13 protein-coding genes are annotated in these 24985 nt (G+C 43.7%); 7 read left to right on the top strand and 6 right to left on the bottom strand.

The window, feature by feature from the left end; genetic code table 11:
• Positions 1-271 precede the first annotated feature (271 nt).
• From FHW89_RS00925 to FHW89_RS00895, 7 genes are all read left to right on the top strand, one after another.
• The gene (locus FHW89_RS00925) at positions 272-934 is read left to right on the top strand and encodes an adenylate/guanylate cyclase domain-containing protein (protein WP_172333133.1); all 663 of its coding nucleotides are present in this window, start codon (positions 272-274) and stop codon (positions 932-934) included.
• A 551-nt stretch (positions 935-1485) separates the two neighbouring features.
• Positions 1486-4566 carry a TonB-dependent receptor gene (locus tag FHW89_RS00920; protein ID WP_172333132.1) on the top strand — a complete coding sequence of 1027 codons (3081 nt, stop codon included), beginning with the start codon at positions 1486-1488 and terminating at the stop codon, positions 4564-4566.
• A gap of 19 nt (positions 4567-4585) precedes the next feature.
• Complete coding sequence (locus FHW89_RS00915) at positions 4586-6208, top strand: RagB/SusD family nutrient uptake outer membrane protein (RefSeq protein ID WP_172333131.1); 1623 nt, start codon at positions 4586-4588, stop codon at positions 6206-6208.
• A 407-nt stretch (positions 6209-6615) separates the two neighbouring features.
• Positions 6616-7626 carry a winged helix-turn-helix domain-containing protein gene (locus tag FHW89_RS00910; protein ID WP_172333130.1) on the top strand — a complete coding sequence of 337 codons (1011 nt, stop codon included), beginning with the start codon at positions 6616-6618 and terminating at the stop codon, positions 7624-7626.
• Between the two features lie 11 nt (positions 7627-7637).
• Positions 7638-9236 carry a solute:sodium symporter family transporter gene (locus FHW89_RS00905; protein ID WP_172333129.1) on the top strand — a complete coding sequence of 533 codons (1599 nt, stop codon included), beginning with the start codon at positions 7638-7640 and terminating at the stop codon, positions 9234-9236.
• 70 nt (positions 9237-9306) lie between these two features.
• Complete coding sequence (locus FHW89_RS00900; protein WP_172333128.1) at positions 9307-10770, top strand: hypothetical protein; 1464 nt, start codon at positions 9307-9309, stop codon at positions 10768-10770.
• A 33-nt stretch (positions 10771-10803) separates the two neighbouring features.
• Entirely contained in the window at positions 10804-12855 is a 2052-nt protein-coding gene (locus FHW89_RS00895; protein ID WP_172333127.1) for a hypothetical protein, read from the top strand.
• Positions 12856-13109: 254 nt separating this feature from the next.
• Here FHW89_RS00895 and FHW89_RS00890 read toward each other — a convergent pair whose 3' ends face one another.
• The 6 genes from FHW89_RS00890 to FHW89_RS00865 form a co-directional block, all read right to left on the bottom strand.
• Positions 13110-15590 (bottom strand): mechanosensitive ion channel family protein, encoded by a 2481-nt coding sequence (locus FHW89_RS00890; protein ID WP_172333126.1) that lies wholly within the window; start codon positions 15588-15590, stop codon positions 13110-13112.
• A gap of 113 nt (positions 15591-15703) precedes the next feature.
• Positions 15704-17848, bottom strand: a complete 2145-nt coding sequence (locus FHW89_RS00885; RefSeq protein ID WP_172333125.1) for a TIM-barrel domain-containing protein — start codon at positions 17846-17848, stop codon at positions 15704-15706.
• 4 nt (positions 17849-17852) lie between these two features.
• A complete protein-coding gene (locus tag FHW89_RS00880; RefSeq protein ID WP_172333124.1) occupies positions 17853-20432 on the bottom strand; it encodes a glycoside hydrolase N-terminal domain-containing protein in 2580 nt (859 codons plus the stop codon).
• A gap of 1 nt (position 20433) precedes the next feature.
• The gene (locus tag FHW89_RS00875) at positions 20434-21276 is read right to left on the bottom strand and encodes an ATP-binding protein (protein WP_253952128.1); all 843 of its coding nucleotides are present in this window, start codon (positions 21274-21276) and stop codon (positions 20434-20436) included.
• Between the two features lie 20 nt (positions 21277-21296).
• A complete protein-coding gene (locus FHW89_RS00870) occupies positions 21297-23354 on the bottom strand; it encodes a hypothetical protein (RefSeq protein WP_172333123.1) in 2058 nt (685 codons plus the stop codon).
• Positions 23355-23375: 21 nt separating this feature from the next.
• Entirely contained in the window at positions 23376-24983 is a 1608-nt protein-coding gene (locus tag FHW89_RS00865; protein ID WP_172333122.1) for a glycoside hydrolase family 28 protein, read from the bottom strand.
• Positions 24984-24985 lie beyond the last annotated feature (2 nt).

Here is a 24985-nt window from a genome sequence, read left to right as displayed (position 1 = left end):
TCTACAATACATCTACAAGTTTGTAAACCCCTATTTTCATACCATAACCTGAATCAATAAAATATAGCCCCTCTTATATAATAAACCATCAACACTCTTGGTGTTCCTATAAAGTTTACCGCTCATAACAGGGCGTTTACCGAGTAACCAACCCGCTTCCCCGTTTTTAACTGGTTACAACAATGTCGAGGTAATAGTTTTGCTACATTATCAAACTGGTCATATTTTATAATTGCTTAAAATGTTTTAAACGCTTAATCGTCGTACTATTATGGAAAATAATCACCTTATACTAAACCCAACCCTTGGCCCGCCAGACCAGGAGCGGGAACTGGCTATCTTATTTCTGGATATCCGGAACTTTACCGGTTTATTGGAAGCACAGCCAGGCCAAACCGTTATACAGGTGGTTCGTCGTTTATTCACGGCTTTTAATCAGATTGTCAAAAAATTTGAGGGTAAAGTGGTTGAAATTGCCGGTGATAGCTTATACGCCGTGTTTGGCTTACAAACAGGGTTAAAAGAATCGGTAAATAATGCCTACCAGGCCTCTAAAGTAATGTTTCAAACGGTTACCCTGTTTAACGATGCTTACGCTGAACCCTATTATGGTGGGCCATTACAAATTGGAGTGGGACTACATGCCGGAAAAGTATTTATAGGCGAGTATGGCCTGGATAATGCACCACAATTATCTGTTATGGGTTTACCAGTTAACATCGCGTCAAGGCTTCAGGCTAAAACTAAAGAGCTGAACAACGATATGATCATTTCTGAGGATGCGTACCAATTGCTGATCGATGACGGAGCCATTGCCCTGCACCAAACGGTAAAGTTACAGGGCATTAGTGAAGGGCAGCAGATCCGTTTGGCAGGCAAACCCTACCGTACTGCTCACCCGGATCTGGATTATTTACTAGCCATTTCGGGTTAAATACAAATAGTTTAAGCGGCTGTCATTTAGCATAATAATATTCATTAGCATAATTTGGTGCCAATTCAGCGACACTCATTAAAAAGGTATAGTAATTTTCCCCGTGCACGAGACAATGTCATTAAATTAAGCATACTCCGTAGGAGTAAAAGCTTTGTAGCAAACAAATAATAAGCATTGTGCATGCCGTAGGTGTGCAACTTGAGTACAGTACCTACGGCACTGAATAGGAATCGGCTTTTTTCTACAAAGCTTCAACCCCGATGGGGTTTACAAAACCCCTTAAATAATAGCATTACCTGCCGGAGATAGGTTACCCCTATTCCTTATTTGCAATTTTCATAACCCTCCTTTCTATCTATAGGGAGAATTTGCTATTTGCCCCTCTCCCTTCTTTTTTTATATACTTCAATCCTTGCTTCCTGGCGCTATTTCGGCCATAAAGTCCAATGCAACTCCCTGTTATGTAAAAATAAATTTGTTTGTATTCAAAAAGTTACTACTTTTATTTTTAGAATAGACCAGAATAGACCAATTAATTTAAATCGATTATGAGAAGAAAAGTACCTAAAACCCTGGGACTTGTTATGCTTTGCTGTATGTTACTGCTAAGCGTTCAACAATCTTTTTCCCAACAAGTTAAAACCATTTCGGGTCGCGTTAAAGATGAGCAGGGCTTGCCTATGCCAGCTGTCAGCGTGAGCCTTGCCGGCACCCAGCAAGGCACAACCACCGATGTTAATGGGGCATACAAAATCAACGCGCCCGAAAATGCCACCCTGGTGTTCTCCTTTTTGGGTTATGAAAAAACAACAGTGAAGGTTACCGCCAGTTGGGACGGAAATGTAACGATGACGCCGGATAAAAAAACCAGAAACCTTAGCGAGGTAGTAGTGGTAGCTTACGGAACTCAAAGAAAAGCAAACCTTACAGGTTCTGTAGCGGCAATTGGCGCTAAAGAGCTTCAGGACCGGCCGGTTACCAACCTGAATGATGCCTTACAGGGCACCATGGCCGGAGTTACTGTTACCACCACAGGTGGCCAGCCCGGCTCAACAGGTGCCATTAATGTGCGTGGCATTGGTACATTGAACAACAGCAATCCCATGGTGGTGATTGATGGTATCATCGGCAATCTGTCAGACGTAAACCCAAATGATGTACAATCGGTTTCTGTGTTGAAAGATGCGGCTTCGGCGGCGATATATGGATCACGGGCTGCCAACGGAGTGATACTGATAACTACCAAACGTGGTAAAAGCGGCAAAATGCAGATAAACTATACCGGCTATGCGGGCAAGCAAAAGCCAACCCATCTGCCCGATTTTTTACCTTCATGGCAGGCTGCTACTTTATACAACCAGGCATTAGCAAACGAAGGTCAGGCTCCATACTGGACAGACAATGACATCACTTTGTTCAAAAATCAAACCGACCCGGATACGCATCCCAATACTGATTGGCAGAGCTTTTTATATAAGGGAAGCGGTTTTCAGCAAAATCATGCTGTTAATGTCAGCGGCGGTGATGATAAAACCCAATATGCTTTTTCATTGGGGTATTTTCAACAGGACGGTATCATACAAAAATCAAATTATAAAAGATATTCTACCCGAATGAATATCAACTCGGCCATCACTAAAAACTTTAGTGTAAACGCAAACCTTTCATTTTTATATGCCCCTACGGAAGCCCCGGACGGTTTGGGCGGTGGAGATATAGGAGGTATTATTGGTACAACGGCCGCTATGAGCAGCACGGTGGTAAATCAATATAAAAATGGTGTTTACAATTATCTTTCTTTTGGCAACCCCATCTCCTGGCTTAATTCACCAGGCTATAATAACAACCAGAACTCTCTTTTCACAGGCAATGCGGGAGCTGATTGGGAACCAATCAAAGGGCTGCATTTTAAACCGTCATTCGCTTACAGGTACAATGCAAATCCTTCGCAGGAGTTTAAACCCGCCGATACTTATTATGATCCCAAGAACCCAACTACAGTTTTAACAACTATAAGTCAAAGTTCAATAGCCAATGCCAATTCTACCAATAATTACTATAATCTGCAGGCATTACTGGAGTACGACAGGCATTTTGGCAAACATAGCATCAACATATTGGCCGGTAGCTCGCAGGAGTTAACTACGTACCGGTATCTGTATGCTTACAGGCAAAATTTCCTCAACAGTTCCCTGTCAGAAATAAACGCGGCACCGTCATTGGGGCAGCAAAACGGCGGTACTTCCAGTCAGTTGGCGCTGTTATCCTATTTTGGCCGTGCCCGGTACGCCTATGATGACAAATATCTGTTTGAGGCCAACCTGCGTGATGATGGTTCATCAAGGTTCATACAAGGCCAGCGATGGGGGCTTTATCCATCCTTTTCTGCCGGCTGGAACATTTCGAAAGAGGCCTTTTTCAGCTCTTTATCAAATGCCATTCCTATGCTTAAACTGCGGGGTTCCTGGGGTAAGTTAGGTAATCAAACGCTGGGCTCTCCGGGCGGCCTCAATATCCCGGCTGCATATCCCGGAATTTTGGTTATATCGAGCGGGCAAAATTATTCCTTTAATCAAACTCTTGCGCCTGGTATAGCGCTAAACAACGGCGCCAATCCAAACATTACCTGGGAAAAAACAACTACTACCGATGTAGGTTTGGATATGGAGCTATTGAATAGCAATTTGACTTTTACAGCCGACTATTTTGTAAAAAACACCAACGATATATTATTGCAATTACCGGCCAGTAATGTTTATGGTTTTTCAACACCTTATCAAAACGCCGGTGCCGTGCGTAATTCGGGCTGGGAATTCAGCGCCGCGTACAGAAACAAGATCGGTAATGTATCTTATAATATCGCTGTTAACGCTTCATTCATCACTAATAAAATTACTGATCTGGCAGGTACCGGCTCCATTTCCAGCGGAAGAGTGGTGGGTTATCCGCTCCAGGCATTTTACGGATACCAGGTAGAAGGTATTTTCCAGACACAACAACAGGTAACTGACCACGCCAAACAAAGCGGCGGTGTTATTGGCCCCGGCGATTTGATGTACAAAGACATCAGCGGCCCCAATGGCAAACCCGATGGTGTTATTGATGGTAATGACCGTGTGTACCTGGGTTCGCCTTTCCCTAAAACTACCTTTGGTTTTACACTGGGTGCAGGCTGGAAAGGATTTAACGTGAGCGGCTTTTTCCAGGGAGCATTGGGTGTGAAGAACTATGTTCAGGGTTTTGAACTGGGTTCATTACAACAAGCCAACATTGGTAACCCTACCACTGCCCTGCTTGATGCCTGGACACCAACCAATACCTCGGCTACATTCCCGCGCTTGTGGTCAACCTATACACAAAACAATCCGCAAAGCTTTGTATCATCTTTTTGGGTACGCAATGCCTCTTATTTACGATTAAAGAATTTACTGGTGAGCTATACCCTGCCTGCTAACACTCTCGCCAAACTGGGTGTAAAAGGTGTTAAGATCTATTACAGCGGGCAAAATATCCTCACGTTCACCAGCTTTTACAAATGGGTTGACCCCGAAACCACTACAGGGAACAACGCTTACGGATCATACCCGCAGCTAAAAACAAATACCCTTGGTCTCGAGGTAACATTTTAATGATTAAAAAAATACTTCAATGAAAAATCTATTCATAACCTTAATTATTTTAGCCACGCTGGCATCATCGGGCTGTAAAAAAGATTTCCTCGACAGGGCTCCTTTAGATTCGTATACCAATACCGTGCTCTGGAAATCATCTGGCGACGTACTGGCAGCCCTCAACGGCTGCTATTCAAAATGGGGTGGCGGTAATAATGGCTATTACGGAGTTTTTGCCGATAACAATTCCGATAATACCTTTGACCAGTTTCCATGGGAAAATTGGCTGGCCCTATCAGCCGGTATTGCCACACCAACCAATCCCGGGTATACCAAATGGAATTACAGCTGTATACAAACCTGCAACTGGTTTTTAGATAATGTAGGCGGTGCCAGTATGGATGCCACACTCAAAGCCAGAACAATAGCCGAAGCCCGTTTTTTGAGAGCCTATGAGTATTTTACGTTAAGTCAATTGTATGGAGCTGTACCACTGGTTGAGCATAACCTGACAACTGATGAAGCCAATAAAGTAACACAAACACCAAAAGCTGATGTGGTGACATTTATATTAAAAGAGCTTACCGCGATAGCTCCCGACCTGCCTGTTAGCTACTCTGGTTCGGATGTTGGGCGCGTTACCCGTGGTGCCGCCATCGCTTTAAAAGCAAGGATTGAGCTGTTTAACCAAATGTACACACAATGTATAGCCGACTGCCAGCAACTGATGACCGCTCCTTTTACCTATAGCATATACCCAAGCTATGTCAATCTGTTCCGTCAGCCTTTTGCAGATAACCAGGAGGTAATACTGGATGTGCAGTTTAAAGCCAGCGACAATAATTTTGGATGGGCCCGAAACATGACCATCAACTCATTGGGTGGTTATAATTCCATTGCCCCTACCCAAAGTTTGGTTGATGCCTATGAAACAAGCAATGGTAAAACTATTGACGATCCGGCATCGGGTTACAACCCGGCACAGCCTTATCAAAACCGGGATCCACGGCTTAGCGCAACTGTTTTTTATCCGGGCGCGCAATACAGTAGCAAATTGCCTTATGGCTTTTACTATGATCCTATTTCGAGCAGTCCGAAAACTTTAGATCATTGGGGCGATAACAACTGCAGCCCTTCGGCTTATGGCCTGCGCAAATACACGCCGGTAATTGCCGATTTCCCAAATATGGACCAGGTAGGTATGGACGTGATCCTGATACGTTACGCGGAATTAAAACTCATGGATGCAGAAGCTAAAATCGAGAGTAATAAAATAGATGCCTCGGTTTATGATGACATCAACGCGGTACGGACAAGAACAGGCGTAAATATGCCAGTGGTTGATCAGTCAAAGTACAACGATCAGGCAAGCCTTCGCACCCTGTTGCGCAGGGAAAGAAGAGTAGAACTGGCTGTAGAAGGTCTTCGCTGGTTTGATATACAACGCTGGCAGATCGGTCAGCAGGTGATGAATGGACAGGTGACCGGAAGTTTACTGGGTACGGTTAACCAAACAACCGGCACGGTTACCTTAACCCCGGGAACAACCATAAAAGTGGGGACGCCCCGCGTGTTTGACGCTGCCAAAAATTATCTGTGGCCAATTCCGCAAACGGAGATTGACCTGAATAAAAGCCTGAAGCAAAACCCCGGCTATTGATTTAATGTAATAATCTATCATACGACTTCAGTTGTAACACGGGCAAATATCTCGTATGTTTTATGAATCAGGCAGCCCGGTTCTCCTTTAACAAGAGAAGCGGGCTGTTTAGTTAAGTCCAAAACAGGACTAAAACCAGCGTTTTAAATGTCAAGTACTTCATACTTTTTAAAGTTTTCAAAACCCCTCAAAAACGTATTAAAAAGTGTTAAAGTGGCATTGAAACTTACTTAAATTACCAAAATAGAAGCGTCTTTATCGAGTTTTTGACTAAAAAAGTGTTAAAATTAAAGGTTTAAAAAGTTTTCAGATGAGCTAAACTTAAACCTAAGCAATCAAATTAATAAAGAAAACGGGCAACTGCTTGCTGCCTTTTTTCTTACTTTGTCTAAAATCTACAAGTGAAAATGGATAGAATTTTTCAAGAGATAAAAAAACTGACAGATATACCATCTTATTCCAAACATGATCGTTTTGTGCAGGGAATCATCAACGCCATTAACGAAAAAGTGATCGGGCAAGATGAAATGCTCCCATCGGTAAACAGGTTGATCAAAGAATTGGGGTTTTCGAGGGAAACGATCATCAAAGGTTATAAAGATCTGATCAGCAGGGGTATAGTTGAATCAAAAAACAGGCTGGGGTATTTTGTAGGCAACGGCAATACGGAGCAAACCTTAAATGTGGCCCTCCTCATGTATAACCTGGATACTTTTGAAGAGCAATTCTATCGCAATTTCCGTCATGAATTGGGGCAAAACATCCGTTTAAATCCATATTTCCATCACGGTGATATCGAGATATTTGAAACCATCCTTACCCAGATCAAAGGAAAGTATGGCATGTACGTGATTGCGCCTATCCCCCATTCCAAAACCAAAGAACTACTGGAGGCTATCCCGCGTAATAAACTCCTGATGTTTGACCGGTATGAACCACTGGAAGGCGATTTTAACCATATAACCCAGGAATTCGGCCAATCTTCTTATAAAATATTCTCCCAATTAGCGCCTAAAATAAGCCGGTTTGATGAAATGATATTTTATCACTCGCCCGGTTCGTTAGACCCTAAAGAGATCGTTAAATCGTTCAAAAAATTCCTGAAAGATTTTAATATCAAGGGCCGCATCATCAACGAATACACCCCAGGCACCGTTGAAAAGGGAAAAGTTTATTTTACCCTCGACAACTTTGCGCTATGGCAGATCATGCGCGATTGTAACAGTCAGAAACTGATCCCGGGCAAAGACCTGGGCATACTTTCGCACAACGATGAGCCGGCTAAAGAGATCATCGGGATCACTACTTTCTCTGCCGATTTTTCGAACATGGGTAAACTGGCCGGGCAAGCTATACTGAATAAAGAAAAAATCAGTTTAACGGTACCGATGCTCCTGTTTGAACGGAATACGCTTTAAATCATACAAAGGTGAATTGGGTTATTTTTATCAGCTTTCTTTTTTTTACCGGCATCGTGGGTTTGGTATCCTGGTATAAATCAAGAAAAAGCAAACTCAACACCCTGAATGGTTTATTCCTGGCCGACCGCAGTTTGAGCTTTTTACTGGTAGGCGGCGGCTTGCTATTTACCAATATCAACACGGCCACCATTATAGGCGAAAACGAATTGACCTACACCCACAACATGTCGGTAATGGCCTGGGGCATAACCTCCGTACTGGCCATGCTGCTGGTTTCGGAGTTTTTGATGCCTATGTATCTTAAACTGGGAATATCCACCACACCCGATTATCTCACAGCCAGATATGGCCAGGGTATGGGAAAACTGGTTTCCTTTATTTTTTTGATCAGCTACATTATTAACCTGTTACCGTCAGTACTGTACAGCGGGGCGGTTGCCTTTAACGGGCTGTTTCATTTTTCAGAGATCTGGCATACCGATTACTGGACAACCATCTGGATACTCATCTGGGTAATGGGTACTGTTGGCTGCCTTTACGCACTGCTGGGAGGGTTAAAAGCTATCTCGATTTCGGATACCCTGCTTGGCCTCGGTATTTTTGCAGGGGGACTTTTACTGCCATTTTTCGGGCTCAGGTACCTTGGGCAAGGCAGTATTATGCAGGGTTTGCATATCCTGTTGAACACGCATCGGGAGCATCTGAATAGTATAGGTTCGGCCTCAGATCCTATCCCCTTTGGTACCCTGTTTACCGGTATGTTATTGGTGAACTTATATTATTGGGGCACCGAGCAATATATTGTTCAGCAGGTGCTGGCTTCAAAAGACCTTAAAAACTGCCAAAAAGGAATAGCGGTAGCCTGTTTTGGCAAACTGATATCACCATTACTTTTAAATGTGCCCGGTTTAATAGCGGTACATATTTTTACGCATCTGGATAACACGGCCGAAGTATTTCCAAAACTGGATAGCTTGGTGTCGCCGCCTTTTATAGCCGGTTATATCGCCGCTATCATCTTTGGCGCAGCGCTTACTACATTTAACGCGGGGCTCAACAGTTCGAGCACGTTGTTTGTACTCAACATTTATAAGCCCTGGAAGGAAAAACGTTCCGGGCAAACTGCCGAGAAAGACCTGATCATAACAGCAAAAAGGTTTGAGATCATCATTTGCTTAACCGCTATGCTCATCGCGCCATTTATCATTTTTGTTAAAAATGGCTTTTATACCTATGTACAAATTGTGAACGGATTTTTTAATGTGCCCATTTTCACCATTATGTTTATGGGTTTTGTGACTAAGCGAGTACCAGCTATTGCGGCTAAAGTGGGTTTGGTGTTTTTTATAGTAACTTATGGCCTTACCCAGTTGGTATTCGATACGCACCTTCATTTCCTGCACATTTTAGCCATTTTATTTCTGATAACCTGCGGACTCATGCTGCTTATCGGCAAGATCTATCCGATGCCTGTACCCTATCAGCAAAAGCTTAATACTGTGGTAAATATGACTCCATGGAAGAACCGGCACGTTTATAATGGCATCCTGTTACTTCTCATGATCCTGATGTTTATTTTGTTTTCTCCGCTGATACTTGCAAAATAAGTTTGGACAATAAATAAAAATAATTATTTTTATAAAATAGACCAGAATAGACCAGAATACTTGATTAAATATGCGTATAATTATTTCTTTAGCACGCCGGATATTTGCTCCTGCAGTGATACTTGGCACCATTTCTTTTTCAGCTGCTACGGCCCAGGATAATGGTGTAACTTTTTCCTCCTCGGATAAAAAAGTAGAGCAGGCCTTTGTATGGGCCAAAAACATGGCTTTGCACTATAAAGGTCATGTGAATGATCCTGTAGGGCCATGGTACGAATCGGCACTACCTCCCCGCGACGCGTTTTGTATGCGCGATGTATCGCACCAAAGTATCGGCGCCGAGATATTGGGTTTAAAAGAGCAAAACCGAAATATGTTCACCTTGTTCGCAAGCAATATATCGGCGTCAAAAAACTGGTGTTCCTACTGGGAGATCAATAAAGCGGGGAAACCTGCTCCGGAGGATTACAGGAATGACCGCGAATTTTGGTATAACCTGCCCGCCAATTTTGACGTGTTATGTGCCAGCTGGCGACTTTATTTATGGACGGGCGACAAATATTATATCAACAACCCCGCGTTTGTACATTTCCAGGAAAAGACGGTAAACGATTATATAAATGCCTGGGTGCTGTCGGCCGACTCTATGTTAAACCGACCGGCCCATCCCAATGCCCCGGTGCCTTTTAATGAAAGCGACTCATTTCATCGCTGCCGAGGCTTACCTTCTTACTCAGAAGGAATTGCCAACTTAAAAACCGGTGCCGATCTGATCGCTGCCTTGTATAGGGGGTTACTCACCTACTCGGCCATATTAGCAGAAAAAGGCAAACCAAAAGAAGCAGCCTTATACAGCCTGAAAGCCGAGAAATACCGCCAACAACTGGAGGCCCATTGGTGGGACGAAAAAGATAAATTATACTATACTTATTACAGTAATGACAACCGTTTTGGAAAAGATGAAGGCGAAACCTTTTTGCTTTGGTTTGATGCACTGAAAGATCACAGCCGTGTAACTCAAACATTAGCCCACATTAGTTCCAAAACATGGAACGTAGAGAATACTTCGTACTTACCGCTGATATTTTATAACAAAGGTTCATGGAACAAAGCAAGGGATTATATCCTGTACCTATCTGACGAAAGTACGGCAAGAAGGGAGTATCCGGAGGTTTCTTTTGGTGTGATAGAAGGCATTGTTCAGGGCTTAATGGGTATTGCGCCCGATGTACGCCAGCATAGCATCAGTACTATTTTTAAAACAACCGATAACGGTAACGCGGCAATCCGTAACCTGCCATTACTGAATACTTTAGTAGATGTGACTCATCTTGATACTCGTCAATCCTCATTAATCAACCGCGGGAAACAGCCGCTGAAATGGAAAGCTATGTTTTACGGCAGGTATCATCAGGCTTATGCTGGCGGTAAACCGTTAACCATCAAACAAGAAAAGGATTCGCAGGGGAAGGTCATATCCTTTGCAGAAGTGATGGTTAAACCGGGGAATCAGGTAAAAGTCAGCGTGAAATAATAAAAGCATCCATCGTACCATACAAAACATTTAATGAAACCTTACTTTCATAAACTCCTGCTCACCGCATCAGCATTCCTTGTACAATGCTCCTTATCTTCCGCTCAAAAGTTATCGTTACCGCAACAAAATGACAGATGGCGTTTACAAGCAGATGGCAGCATCACCTGGAACATCAAAGACCGCCTGCCCCATGCCGATCATATAGAAATGTCTGGCGAGAAGGTATCCTTATGGGTTGCCTATAATGTAGATGCATCTAAAATCAGCCACCTTACCCGTACAGTGGTTTTTCCTACTTTTCGTATGTTGCCTGATGATACCCGTAGCCATATCGCTTATACATTTGATGATAATGCCTTACCGAGGATGTATATAGACGGCAAACTATTGCGACCCTCTTTGTCGGAAGGGGATGTTAGCGTGTTTACCAAAAGCGTTACTCAACATGGCATTATGCGTATAGAGGAGCTGTTTGGCAATCCCAATTCGGTTAAAATAGAGCGTGCACTTTTTCCATCCGTAGATAAACCGCTCGCTATAGAAAAGTATACATTCACCAACATCAGTAATAAAGCGGTAACGGTATCTGTAGAGCATTTAAAACGAGAGGTAACTACCGATACCCTGAGAAGTAAAGGATCCCCCCATACGGTGATCATGCAGTCGGTAAATGATGGCAGCCGGGTATTGCAACCAGGACAGGCATACACATTTTCCGTTTGTTACCGCGCTACTGATCATCCCTCATCTCTCCCATCTGTTGACCCCCAATTGGAAGAAAAAGCACGTCAAAACCGGATAGCCGAAATTGAGGCGCCTTTGCAATTACAAACACCAGACAGTATCCTGAATGCGATGTTTGCTTTTGCCAAGATCAGGGCTACAGAAAGCATTTTTAAAACAAAGGGCGGGTACATGCATGGGCCGGGGGGGCTATCTTACTATGCCGCTATCTGGGCCAATGACCAGGCTGAGTATATCAATCCTTATTTTGCTATATCTGGCGACAGGCTAGGGAACCTTTCTGCCATGAATGCTTACCGGATGTTCGCTAAATATATGAATCCGGATTATAATGCCCTTCCAAGTTCCATCGTAGCCGAGGGTGATACGGTTTGGAAAGGCGCAGGCGATCGCGGGGACCAGGCTATGATAGCTTATGGCGCATCCAGATATGCGCTTACCTATGGAAATGCCGACTCCGCGAAAGTGCTGTGGCCGCTTATTTCCTGGTGCCTGGAGTATAGTCGCAGGCATATCAATGATCAGGGTGTTGTAGAATCAAAAAGTGATGAGTTGGAGGGCCGGTTTCCATCAGGTAAAGCCAACCTGTCTACCAATTGCCTGTATTATGACGCACTGGTATCAGCAGCATTGCTTAGCCGTCAATTGCAATTGCCTCAACAACAAACTGAAGGGTATACTCGGCAAGCGGCTCAGCTTAAAGTTAATATTGAAAAATATTTTGGTGCCGATATAGCCGGATTCCATACTTACAAATATTACGAAACCAACGATGTACTGCGTGCCTGGATCTGCATACCACTCACCATGGGCATATATGACCGGAGTAAAGGCACTATAGACGCCCTGTTTTCGCCGCAATTATGGACAGCCGATGGTTTAGCCACACAAGCCGGACAAACTACTTTCTGGGATCGCTCCACCTTATACGCGCTTCGTGGCGTACTACAGGCCGGGGCAACAGAGCAAGCCATGACTTTTTTGCGCTACTATTCACGTCGCCGACTTTTAGGCGAACATGTGCCCTACCCTGTTGAAGCTTACCCTGAAGGCAACCAAAGGCATCTTTCGGCAGAGAGTGGCTTATATTGCCGCATATTTACTGAAGGATTGTTTGGCATCAGGCCCACGGGGTTCCGTTCCTTTACGCTAAGTACCCGATTGCCAAATGGTTGGAATTTTATGAACTTAAAAAATGTTAAAGCCTTTGGCCGTTCATTTGATATTGCAGTAACACGGCAGGGCGCCGGTGAAAGAGTAACAGTTACACCAACCGGAGGCAAAACCATCCAAAAAACATGGACAGGAAAAACTCCGTTAACATTTAAGCTGGACTAATTTCGTGCACATATGAATTGATCTTTAGCCGACGATTTTTATACAAAAAGTGGGTTTACACCTTTTTGACGTAAAAATTTATAATTAATTGATTATCAATAAAATAACTCAATATCAACCCCAAAAAATGTAAACCCATGTAAACCCACTTTTTGTTAATTGAGCCAACCTGTCCAATCTAAGGCTGTATAAATAAAAAAGAGGCTGATCATGATTAATGATACAGCCTCTTTTGATTTCAAGTCCTGTTATTCCTATTTCGTATCGGTGTCTTTGGAATCTGGTTTTTCATTTAGAAAGACGTATATTTCTTTCTTCTCCGGTTTAATGACCATATTTACTGCATTCAGTTTTTCATGCAGTAAAAGCAGTATCTCACTTTTTGCTTCACCTGATTTGGACATGTCGCTGATCCAGAAGAATGCCTTTACATCAAATCCATCATCATTTACTTTGATAAATAAGATCTGTGGCTCACGACTTTGATAAACGTATTTTGAAACCAATATCGCTTTTTTGATAGCTGATGAAACTACTTCCATATCTGTACTGCCGCCAACAGCGATATCCATTTCAATGCGTCGCTGGCTATTGGAGAGTGTCCAGTTTACAATCTTTTGCGAAAGTATATCACCATTGGGAATGATCACTTCTGCCCCTTCTGATGTTAATAGCGTACTGGAACGTAGCCCTATTTCTCTCACTTTTCCGGCACGGTCGCCTATTTCCACCACATCCCCTATTTGAAGCGGTCGGTCAAAGATCAGCACAATACCGGATACAAAATTATTGACGATATTCTGTAAGCCCAAGCCTATACCTACACCCAATGCGCCAATAACAATGGTTATCTTATCAACCGGTACACCCGAAGCAGCCACGGCCAGTAAATATCCCAGGCAAAGTAAAATAAGCTTGGTAACCAACAACCTGGAACGTTGCCCTTTGTCATTGATATCCTCCTCTGTATCCGTATCGCCTAAAAAATAGCCCACATAACGCTGCAGCAAGTGCGCAACCCAAATGATGAAGAAAAAGAGCAGTATACCACCGATAGTAAAGGAAGCATTGCCTATACTACGGCTTGCTTTCAGAAAATCGGTCAGGCCACCTAATAACGAAGTATAGATATTCAAATTAGTGGTAAATACTATGAGCCACAAAACAACCACCAGGAAAAGAATAAGCCGGCGGAAGCTTTTTAGCACATGCTCATATTCAAAAGCACCTGTATGGCCTCTTTTAACCCGACTGGCTACAATCTGCAGCAATATAGCCTCTACACAGATCTGACTAAACACAGCCAGTCCTATGGCCTGCATAAAGGAAAATATAGCCGTATTGCCTAATATTTGTGCCAGCGAAACCCTTCCCCATATATTGAAGATGACGGCCAGCACATTCATCACATTATGCAGGATGATCACAAAACGTAAAAAACCTTTCAAATGCAGATGTTGCCGCATTTTTGAAAGAAAGAGCAAACCAAAAATAAAGGAAAACACGTTGAGTAATATCAACAGGAACCGTTGCCAGAATCCGGGATCGGACAGGTGGTGGGTAAACGAGAAACAGAGATAAAGTACTACCATCACTATCCAGTACCTGAATAATTCGCGGGGCCATTTTTTCCAGCAGATCACCGTAAGGATGATCATCAGGAAAAACTGCATAGACTCGATATAAGTTGAAGGGGCATGGAGATCAAACAAGGGCGCAATGGTGAACATGACCACAAATGCCGAAACAATATACCCGGAAGGGAGATAGATGAAATTCATCTGACTAACACTTTCTACAGCATTCCTTTTTTTCAGTATGCGGATGTTACGATAGATCCACACAAAGAATAATGTGCCGATGAGCAATAGGAATAACCGCTTATTGCCGGTGTCTTTGAAATAATAATTCAGCGCTTTCTTTTCTCCCTGATAGGCTTTACCAAATGATGAACGGGCATTTGCAGTTAAGCTGATGGTATCCTTTTCCCACAGATAATTATATTCTTTACCAAAAATGCGGATCGAAGATGTCGTAAGCAGATTATTTACCTTATCCAGCAACTGCACCGTAGTGATCATACTTGACGAGGTATGCGTTTGCAAGCGATTTATGATCCCCAGGCTTTTTTTCAGCGTTCCGGTACTGCTTAGCCATACGCCACGCAGATCTTTTAACTGCGCCGCGAATTGCTTACGAATTACCGAATCACGGATCAACTGCCTCAATACGGTGTCGTTCCTCAAAACCTTCAAACTGCCTTTAAGGGCGGTTAGTTTATTATCGGTGCTATCCAGTATTGTTCGGTGTTCCTTAAGATCTGTTTGGATGTTCTGAAGCAGGGTGCGGAATACCTGTAGGTTTCGCAGATTTAGTGCCCCGCTGTTATTAAGCACATTATCTTTCAGTACAAATAGTATGGAGTCGGCATCTTTCAATTTCATCGTGATGGTATTGATCTGCAGGCCCAATTCACCCTTGTTCTCTATATTATTGAGAACCATATACGTATTTTCGATGTGCTCCTGGTAATCGCTGCTGGTAAGCTTGGCAGAGTCAGCGAATAAACTTGATACACGTCCTCCTTTATTTTTTCCGGGCACATCCTGTGATTTTTTCACCGAATCGGGCTGGGCCTTTTTTAATTTAAGGTGTGTGTTATCCTGCGCTACTGCCACCATACAGGATAATAATAGCAAATAGGATAAAAGTACTCGGTGCTGCAAGTTCTTCATAAAGATGTTTTTTACGTTAGTATCCGCGTAATGGCATTGATATACCACACACAGTAAATGTAAAAACTTCTTTTTTTACCCGAAGAAATAAGTTACCCGTTGTTATATAAATATTACATCGTCATCGCTTTGAAAATTACTTTACCAACATTATCCGGTTTGCCTTTTGCTGCAGGTGTAATGGAGCCTTTTATTTTCCCGTTTACTTTTTGCACTGCGATTTTCCTGAAGCTATAGTTGCCTTTTTCATAATCAAAGGTTTCGCCGTCATCATCGTATAAAGAATAATTACCGGGTTTATCACCATAGTATCTTACTTCAATATCAACCTTCTGCCCCGATTTGGGGGCGTGCAGCATTACCGGCATCATGGGTATTACACCACCATCTTTAACATAAACCGGGATCTTATCCAAGCCAGGTTCAACATTGATCACTTCTCCATCCCCGGCATATTTCCCGGTATAGAAATCGTACCATTTACCTTTGGGCAAAATCACTTTTCTGCTGGTTTGCCCGGCAAACATAGGGGCCACCAGTAAATACTCCCCGGCCATATACTGATCTTTAACCTCTTTGGTTACCGCTTCTTCGTATGGATTTTCTTCCAGGCTTTGTTTCTTATTCTCTGCTTTAACATCAGTGTTAAAACCTTCTTCCAGGTACATGGCCCTGAAAGGCGGAATGCCCTCAAAATGATATTTGGCAAACGCACTGTACCAGTAAGGCATCATTTGCATACGCAGGTTAGCCATTATCTTTACCTGCTCGGCAACTTCAGGAAACGACCATGGTTTGGTGCCACTGGCCCAGGCATTGATCATGGCCATGGGCGAAAATACATTGGATTGGAACCTGCGCAACCACTCTTCGCCTGTTTTAGATGAGCGTACTTCCGGTGTCCATAAAACCCCGGCAAAGCCGCTATTCACTAAAGCAGTTATAAAGTCGCGGTGATCATAGTAATCGTTATAGATCACGTAAGGGAATGATGAACCGCCGCCATTTGAGGCACGAACCAATCCAAATGTGCGCTGGTTACGCTGGTGATAAATTTCGGCGGTGTAGCGCTGCATCATTAAGCCATAGGTTTGGCGCATTTGCTCGGCATCATGTCCCGAGGGGAAAACAGCCACATCGGGCCATAAATAATTATCTCCCCCATCAACCTCATCCATTTTATAGCCACTGATGCCGATATCTATCTTACCTTTTTCCAATTCGCCAAAAAATATCTTCCGTGCTTCGGGCATGCTGATATCGGGTACGATGCCGTTCCAAACAGTGTGCGAACCGCTGTAAGGTAAAATATCTTTATAAACGGGAGCCGCGGGCGATACGTAGGGGTTTGTCCATAAATTGAGCCTGATATTCTTTTTCAGCATATCCTGCACCAGGATTTTAGGATCGGGGAAGCGGGTTTTGTCCCACTCAAAAGTGCAAGGGTACGATTTACTTTGCCAGCCGGGTTCAAGACCAATAAAATCTAATGGATAACCTTTTTCTTCGAAAGCCTGTGCTTCGGCTGCAACACCATGGGCATCGGTTAAACGCTGCATTCGCTGGGTAAAGCCAAGCCCCCAGCGCGGTGGCAGGCAACCGCCGCCATTCAATAAATTATAGCGCCGTATAGCATCTAAAGTTGTCGGGCCAGCAAATACATATATCTCTACCCCTGCCGCTGGTATCAGCATTTCCACGCCGTCTGAGTAAGGGTGTGAGCTCCATGTTTTATCCAGATTCCTGTCTTTTACTTCAGGATCTATTTTACTATCTCTTCTTACAGCTGTACCGGCATACACATTGATATACCTGGCCGAATTGATAAATATGCCATACCCGTTAGATGATACATAAAAGGGCGTAGGCCCATGCGTACGACCATTATCCTTACCTGCATAATTATCTACATGCAGCGTAAGCACTTTACCACGTTGAAATACGGTTTGAAAGTTTAAGCCAAAGCCAAATATCTGCTCCTTTTTTTCCAAAGGGAAGCGAAGATAGGTTTTACCATCCTGAACACGGCCAGTGATTTCGCTCTGTGCCAACGGAAATATTGCCTTAGGCATTTGCTGCAAACCTGCATGATATGGCTGCGCTCCTGCCACTTTTAACAGGTCAAACTCTTCGGGCTTGCCGATGACGCCTTTCCATATTCCTGGCTCAACTTCTGTCCAGGTGATGGATTGTGCCTTAAGTATCTCTGTGGATATGAAAACCAGGCAAAACAGTAAAAAACGCTTCAAAATCTTCATCTTATTATTGAGGTATAATGGTGTAGCTTTTGCCTTTTTCGGTGGCAAAATCAATTACATAACCTTTATTAAAGCTGATATCCGCCAGCTTAGCGTCGTCAACTTTTTGGTATATTGGTTTAGTAGGTGGAATGTTCAATATATTTTTATTAGTACCAACAGCACGCTTGCTGCTTACTTCAATCACCTTTACGGGAACAGGTGTGCGTAACCGGCAATTTCCGCCAAGGTTTGATTTGAGTAATGCTTTAGTCAGTTTACCTTTTTTCCAGTTGATAGCTATTTCAAAATTGCCACGGGCTTTGATGCCTTTAATGCTGCCATCGGCCCAGGCATCCGGCAGTGCCGGCAAGAGTTCTATTTCGCCGTTCTGGCTTTGTAGCAGCATTTCGGTCATACCGGCCGTGCCGCCAAAGTTCCCATCGATCTGAAAAGGTGGATGTGCATCGAACAAATTAGGATAAGTACCTCCTCCGCTCATCTGTTCTTTCTTCTGCACCGGATCCATATAGTTAAATGCTGCGCCTAATATCTTGTAGGCGTGATTTCCATCGTGCATACGCGACCACCAGTTCACTTTCCAGGCCATTGACCAGCCTGTGCCTACATCTCCGCGGTATATCATAGATTGTTTGGCGGCAGCGGCCAGTTGTGGCGTATTAAATACCGAGATTTGCCGGCCGGGGAACAAGCTAAACAGGTGCGATATATGTCTGTGTGTATCCGCGGGGTCATCCCAGTCTTGGAACCATTCCTGTAATTGCCCGTGTTTTCCTATATGAAAAGGATATAACTTATCATAAGCGGCTTTTACCTGAGCTGCGAAAGCCTTATCAGTACCCAATATTTGTGCACTGCTGATACAATCCTGGAATAATTCACGAATGATAGACATATCCATAGTAGAGGCCATGCTTACCAAATACTCCTTACCATTAATTTTGATGGTATTTTCGGGAGATGTGGAAGGATTGGTTACCAGATAGCCTGTTTTGGGATCACTTACGAGCCAATGCAACATAAATTGCGCGGCACCTTTCATAATGGGATAAGCGGTTTTACTTAGAAAGGCCTTATCACCGGTAAAAAGATAGTGATCATAAAGGTGCAGGCTCATCCAGGCTCCGCCCATTGGCCAGGCCGACCATTTCACCGAACTCTTGGGGTCATGATCATAACCACCCACAGTGGATGTTTTGGCCCATATATCGCTGTTGTGATGTTCAACCCAGCCTTCGTTGATGTCATAACTTTCCTTAGCGGTAATGGCCCCATTTACGGTAAGTTCTTTCAGAAAATCAAACAATGGCTGATGACATTCTGATAGATTGGTATTTTCGGCCAGCCAGTAATTCATCTCGGTATTAATGTTGGTGGTATAATTACTACCCCATGGTGGTGATACCTGATCGTTCCAGATGCCCTGTAGATTGGCTGGGGCGCTACCCGGTCTTGAGCTGGAAATCAGCAAATATCGGCCAAATTGATAATACAATGTTTGTAGTTGCTTATCAGGATTGGCTACCTTGAAATTTTTCAACCGCTCATCTGTTGGCTGTTTTATCATTACAGCGTCGACGCCTAAATTAAATTCAACCCGTTTAAACAAACGCTGATAATCGCTTACATGCCGTTGTTTCAATTGTTCATACGTTTTTTGAGATGCAGCAAGCAAACCAGCGTTGGCTTCAACAGCAGGATCCTTACCCTGCAGTCCGGACGATTTATTAAAGCCATTAAAACTGGTGGCTTCGGTTAGATAAATCAACACTTCATCAGCTGCGCTAACTTGTAAAGTATTATTCAAAGCCGTTATGCTCCCTCCGGTATTCCTGATTTTCAGGCCGATTTGAAAATTCATGCCTTCGCCTTTGGGTTCATCATAGATCACCTGCCGGGATTCGTAATCGCGATTAGCCACATAGCTCGGGGCCTTGCCATTTAATATCAGCTTACTGTTGCCCTCATTCGCTACCGTAAAATGCAGCTTGCTTTGCAGACCGGCTGTAAAATTGATCGCACCTTTTTTATCGGCAGTGATATAGATCATCATTACCTTATCCGGGTAACTAATAAACGTTTCGCGGGTATAATGAACTCCATTTGCTTCATATTTCACGCTTGCAACGGCATTATTCAAATCCAGATCTCGATAGTAATGCGTGCTATCCTTCAAGTTAAAATCCAGCAGCAGATCGCCCAGTGGCAGGTAACGGGCTGTATACGGGCCCTGCAAATGCTTTTTCCACAGGTCGGCGGCCTTTTCAAAGTCACCATCAAATACAGCTTTGCGTACCTGAGGCAAGTATTCAGGTCCCTGATGATTATTTCCTGGTTCCGGAAAACCCGACCATAAGTTATGATCGTTCAATTGGTAACGTTCATGAGTTACACCGCCAAAAACCATGGCCCCCGTTGTGGCATTGCCCAAAGGCAGCGCCTCTTCCCAGGCGGCTGCAGGTTTGTTATACCATAATTTTAAATACGCATCATTACTGCGTGTTTGGGCAGAAACCAGGCTTGCCCCCGCTATGCCCGCCAGGATCAGGCAGCTTTTAAGAAACTGAATTTTAGTAAACCCCATATTATTTGGTAGTTATTAATTTGTAAGCGATCACTTTTTTGCCCCAGAATGTAGGCACATACAGAATGTGTTTTACCTGATCATAAGCCAGATCGGCAGTATTTATCTTTTTATCCTGCATATCCAACAAGGCTTCAATTTTACCATCGGCAGTTACATAAAATATATGGCCCGACCAGCACGTGATCAAGAAATCACCATTACCAACAGCCTCCAGTCCATCGCCACCACAACTAAGTGTAGTAATAGATGTTAAATTCCCTTTATTGTCCGATTTTATAAATTTTTGCCCCCCGAGGATATAAAGATCAGGGCCTACAGCTTTAAGACCATTTACGCCCCCTATGTTTGTTAAAAAGGTGCTTACTTTTCCTTTTTCAATCCGGTGGATCTTTTTGGTTTTACTGTCGGATACATAAACTATTCCTTTATCATTAACTGTAATGTCATTTAAGGCTTTAGCGCTGTCGATAGCGATCTTGTTTTTTACCTTACCTGTGTTGATGTCGATAACTACTACTTCCGACAGATCGGCCACATACAGTACATTGCCAAACCTTCCCAATCCTTTCGGCGCGTTTAAACCCATAGTGAAATCCAGATCGATGATCTTGCCATCCAAACCAATTTTAGCCACACCGCCCTTACCATCCACTGCATTGGGGTTTCCGTCGATCTCGGATACGTACAGAATACCTTTTTTCAGATCGGGCAAAACAGATTCGGGCACCCTTACCACCGTATCGGTTTCCCAAAGCTTTTCCAGCTGGTGAGTTTGAGCAAACGTATGGTGTATAGTGATGGTAGCTACAACAACCATCATATATTTAAAAAATGGATTCATAGGTTTTAAATTATTGGTAGTTATAATTGAACAGCTTGTGTACCGCCATCATTTATTTTATATTTTATTACTTTACTCCCTTCTGTAACAGTAATTAGCAGTTTATCCTTGCTTTGTCTGGATATGGTAAGATCGAATATATGGCCGAAAGAATGTATATTATTTATTGCCATTTTATTCCATCCAATTGGCAATCTTGGAGTGCAATTAAAGGTAGTAAAGCCCGTTGGCCGCATGCCAAACAAACCCTCAGTGTAAATACGGCAATAGAGACCACTCTCGGCCGATAGGTGTCTTTGATTACCCTCGGGATATGCTTCTACCGGGTAAGGCACATGTTCGCCCAAGAGCCGCCTGCGTGAGTAATAACGGAGATAATCCATAGCCTTTTCGGTTTTGCCGGCCTGTAATACACCACGAAGCGCATATAAGGTCGACCGATCCCAGAAGGTTTCTTTACCGGCTTGAGTGGATAAACCATCGGCTGTCCATAATTTGGGCGAGAACAGGGCATTGATGGTTCCTTCGCTCCTGTCAAAAATGCCCATGGTAAGCGGCAGACAGATCCAGGCGCGCAGCACATCATTGGTTTCGTAATATTTATAAGTATCGAAACCGTCTATGTTCGCCCCAAAATATTTTTCGATATTGCCTTTAAGCTCGGCGGCTTGTTTCAGGTACTCGTCGGTTTGTGATTTGGGTTGATGCAATTGCTTGCCCAGATAGACCGCGGATATCAGCGCGTCATAATACAAACTGTTTGTCGACAGATTGGCTTTACCCGCCGGGAAGCGACCTTCCAGCTCATCATGATCGGAGTTAACCACCCCCTGATCATTCAGTTTCCTGTGGCTGTATTCCAGGCACCAGGTAATCAACGGCCATAGTTTTTTGGCAGAATCAGGCTGACCGCAAGCTAAAGCATAGCGCGAAGCTCCATAAGCGATCATGGCCTGATCGCCACGGTCACCAGCGCCTTTCCATACCGCGTCGCCCTCAGCTACTATAGAGCTGGGAATGGGTTTGTACTCAGGATTCATATATTTAGCAAATAAACGATAACAGTTCATGGCCGAAAGGTTACCGATGCTATCACCCGAAAACGCGAAGAAAGGACTAATATATTCGGCCTGATCATTGGCCCAGATAGCGGCATAATAAGCCAGCCCACCCGGACCGTGCAAATAACCTACCTTGGTTTTGTAAATACTCTCTGTTCCACGGATCTTGGCAAATGCGAATGCGGTATTCAATAAAGTATCCGGTGTTTGTAACTGCAAGGGCGTTAAAATGGTATTTATTCGTTTTTCACGAGCCTTCTCTTCTGCATCAGGATTAATTGTAATTGGCTGAGCGGGAAAATCTGTGGCCAGGTAATAAACCGAGAAGCTAGTATTTGCACCGGGCTGTACCATCCTGCTGCCATGATCGACCGTCCCCATGATCACGGTGTGCGGCCGTACCTTGCTTTTGGCGCTATCGGTTCTTTCCTCACGTCGTAGGTACTCCATAATAATATTCATCGGTTTATCGGTAATGTTGGTGAACACAAATTTCTCCACCACCATAGATTTATCCACAGAAGGGAAAATACTGCGATCGATTTTTACCAATGCCGGATTGCCCGAAGTGGCGGCTATACGCATAATGCCTTTATGACTGATGCTTTTGATATTATAGGTCAGATCGCCCGATTTTTTGCCTGTAGCCAGATCAGTTTTCAGTTGCCGGTTATTGATCAGAAAACGGGGTAACTCATTATCACCAAAGGTGTAATCAATATGAGTACGTGTACCATCGGGCAACATCCTGAATGTAGGAAATACTACCGTGCGGGAAATAGATGATCTACCTGCGCTGTCAATACCATACAACACCCAAACGGACACTTTTTCGCCCGACATTTCGATATGATCTGTATGCGGAAGACGATTATTGACCGTCCATTTAATACTGCCGTCTGCCTGGATAGCCCAGCGATCTGTTTGCATGGGTAAAACAGTTTGCTGGGCAGAAACTAAAGCAGGGAGCAGCAAGCTCAAGAAACCTAAAAGTATTTTGTATGTATTTACCTTCATATTAGGCACATTAATTATTTATTAATCGTGATCCGAAATAGCTGCATTAGCTTTCACATCAGCAGACAGTTCCACTTTTTTTGATATCCCGGATAGTTTGTTTTCCAGAACATGTATATCGCGGCTTGCATTGCCTTCCACTCGTACAAATACATTAGCTGAACCGCTTCCAGTATTATTGTTTATACGAGCTCCGGCTACATTCTCCAATCTGATAATAGCTTGCGCACCGGTAGTTTCAGGAATCGTCCAGTTAATTATCTCAATGTTTTTACCATCATCGCCAATGAAAGCCGGGCGAAGGTCATTATGACTCAGCGTAAGCTTTACATTTCTAAGCTTTAAGCCATCCACATGCCTGGCCCAAATGCCATAAGCCGGTACCAGCGGGCCAAAGGTTTTTACTTCCGGATATGTATCAATTGCCTCAGGTACCACCTGCCGGGCATTTTCGGCAGTACCGTCGCCGGCTAGGTTGATCTCGATGTTTTCCAAAGTCAGATTTTTGATGGGATGATCAGGGATGCCTGTTATCAGGATACCGGACGGTGGCATGAGTTGCGCGTTATCGGCCGCTTTGGCCTTTACATTTCTGATGGTTACGTTTTCCAATGCCCCGATCGGTTGCTGTATGTCCTGATCCTTCCGGAACACGCTAAGCCTAGCACCTAAGCGAATAAGCATAGGCGTTTTTACCTCTACCATAGTAATATCACTGATATCGATATGATTGATCCGGGCTCCATCAACCGAAAGCAGTTTAATACCACCATTGGTAGTATCATAAATATAGCATTGCGATATTTTGATATTTTCAAACGCTGCCATGGATTCGGTGCCGATCTTGATAGCTCCCTGGCCACTTTTTAAGCGCAGGCCGGATATCACAATATTCCTGCAAGCCATTTTGCTTGATGTGGTTTTAAAACAAAGGGCATCATCACCACTATTTACGTCACAACCCTTAATGGTTACATCCTGACAGCCATCTATATCCATACCATCGTTATGTGCTACTCCCCTGCTCACAATCTTTACGTTTTTGATATTCACCTGTTTACATTGAAAGTAGTGCGATGTCCAGGCAGCTGAATAATTGAGCGTAACACCTGTTACCGAAACATGCTGACACCGCACCACCCGTAACAAAAACGGGCGTCGGCCCCAGCGTTGTGATTCCGGGCGGGTATCGGTTTGTATCTGCTGTGCTTTTAACTTTGATCCCTGTCCGTCAATAATACCTTCGCCCTCTATAGCTATGTTCTTTTTATCAACAGCAACCACCAATGCCCAGCCCACGCTTATGCCCAGGCCATCCACAAAAGGGTCAAGGTTTTTATAATCGTTAACATCCGTACTGCCGAGTATAATGGCCCCTTTTTTTAGTTGGAGTGTGATATTATCATTCAGCGCGATGGTACCGGTTAAAAATGTACCGGCCGGAACAATAACTTTACCACCACCGCTTTTATAACAGGCATCAATAGCTTTTTGAATAGCATCGGTATTAAGCGTGGTACCATTGCCCACCGCACCATAGGCCGTAATATCCACATCGGCAGCAAATGAATTTAAACTACTGATTACGATAGTGAGCATAACCAGCAGGAGCCTGATCGATCTGTACATAT

This window comes from Mucilaginibacter sp. SG564, assembly GCF_013149275.1.
Classification (GTDB): Bacteria; Bacteroidota; Bacteroidia; order Sphingobacteriales; family Sphingobacteriaceae; genus Mucilaginibacter.
Note: the sequence above shows the minus strand (reverse complement) of the source record. Positions and strands in the feature narration are given on the sequence as shown.

Bases quoted from the DNA above. Each gene is read 5' to 3' on its own strand.
- FHW89_RS00925 (WP_172333133.1), top strand. From the start codon at position 272: ATGGAAAATAATCACCTTATACTAAACCCAACCCTTGGCCCGCCAGAC.
- FHW89_RS00920 (WP_172333132.1), top strand. From the start codon at position 1,486: ATGAGAAGAAAAGTACCTAAAACCCTGGGACTTGTTATGCTTTGCTGT.
- FHW89_RS00915 (WP_172333131.1), top strand. From the start codon at position 4,586: ATGAAAAATCTATTCATAACCTTAATTATTTTAGCCACGCTGGCATCA.
- FHW89_RS00910 (WP_172333130.1), top strand. From the start codon at position 6,616: ATGGATAGAATTTTTCAAGAGATAAAAAAACTGACAGATATACCATCT.
- FHW89_RS00900 (WP_172333128.1), top strand. From the start codon at position 9,307: ATGCGTATAATTATTTCTTTAGCACGCCGGATATTTGCTCCTGCAGTG.
- FHW89_RS00895 (WP_172333127.1), top strand. From the start codon at position 10,804: ATGAAACCTTACTTTCATAAACTCCTGCTCACCGCATCAGCATTCCTT.
- FHW89_RS00890 (WP_172333126.1), bottom strand. From the start codon at position 15,590: ATGAAGAACTTGCAGCACCGAGTACTTTTATCCTATTTGCTATTATTA.
- FHW89_RS00885 (WP_172333125.1), bottom strand. From the start codon at position 17,848: ATGAAGATTTTGAAGCGTTTTTTACTGTTTTGCCTGGTTTTCATATCC.
- FHW89_RS00880 (WP_172333124.1), bottom strand. From the start codon at position 20,432: ATGGGGTTTACTAAAATTCAGTTTCTTAAAAGCTGCCTGATCCTGGCG.
- FHW89_RS00875 (WP_253952128.1), bottom strand. From the start codon at position 21,276: ATGAATCCATTTTTTAAATATATGATGGTTGTTGTAGCTACCATCACT.
- FHW89_RS00870 (WP_172333123.1), bottom strand. From the start codon at position 23,354: ATGAAGGTAAATACATACAAAATACTTTTAGGTTTCTTGAGCTTGCTG.
- FHW89_RS00865 (WP_172333122.1), bottom strand. From the start codon at position 24,983: ATGTACAGATCGATCAGGCTCCTGCTGGTTATGCTCACTATCGTAATC.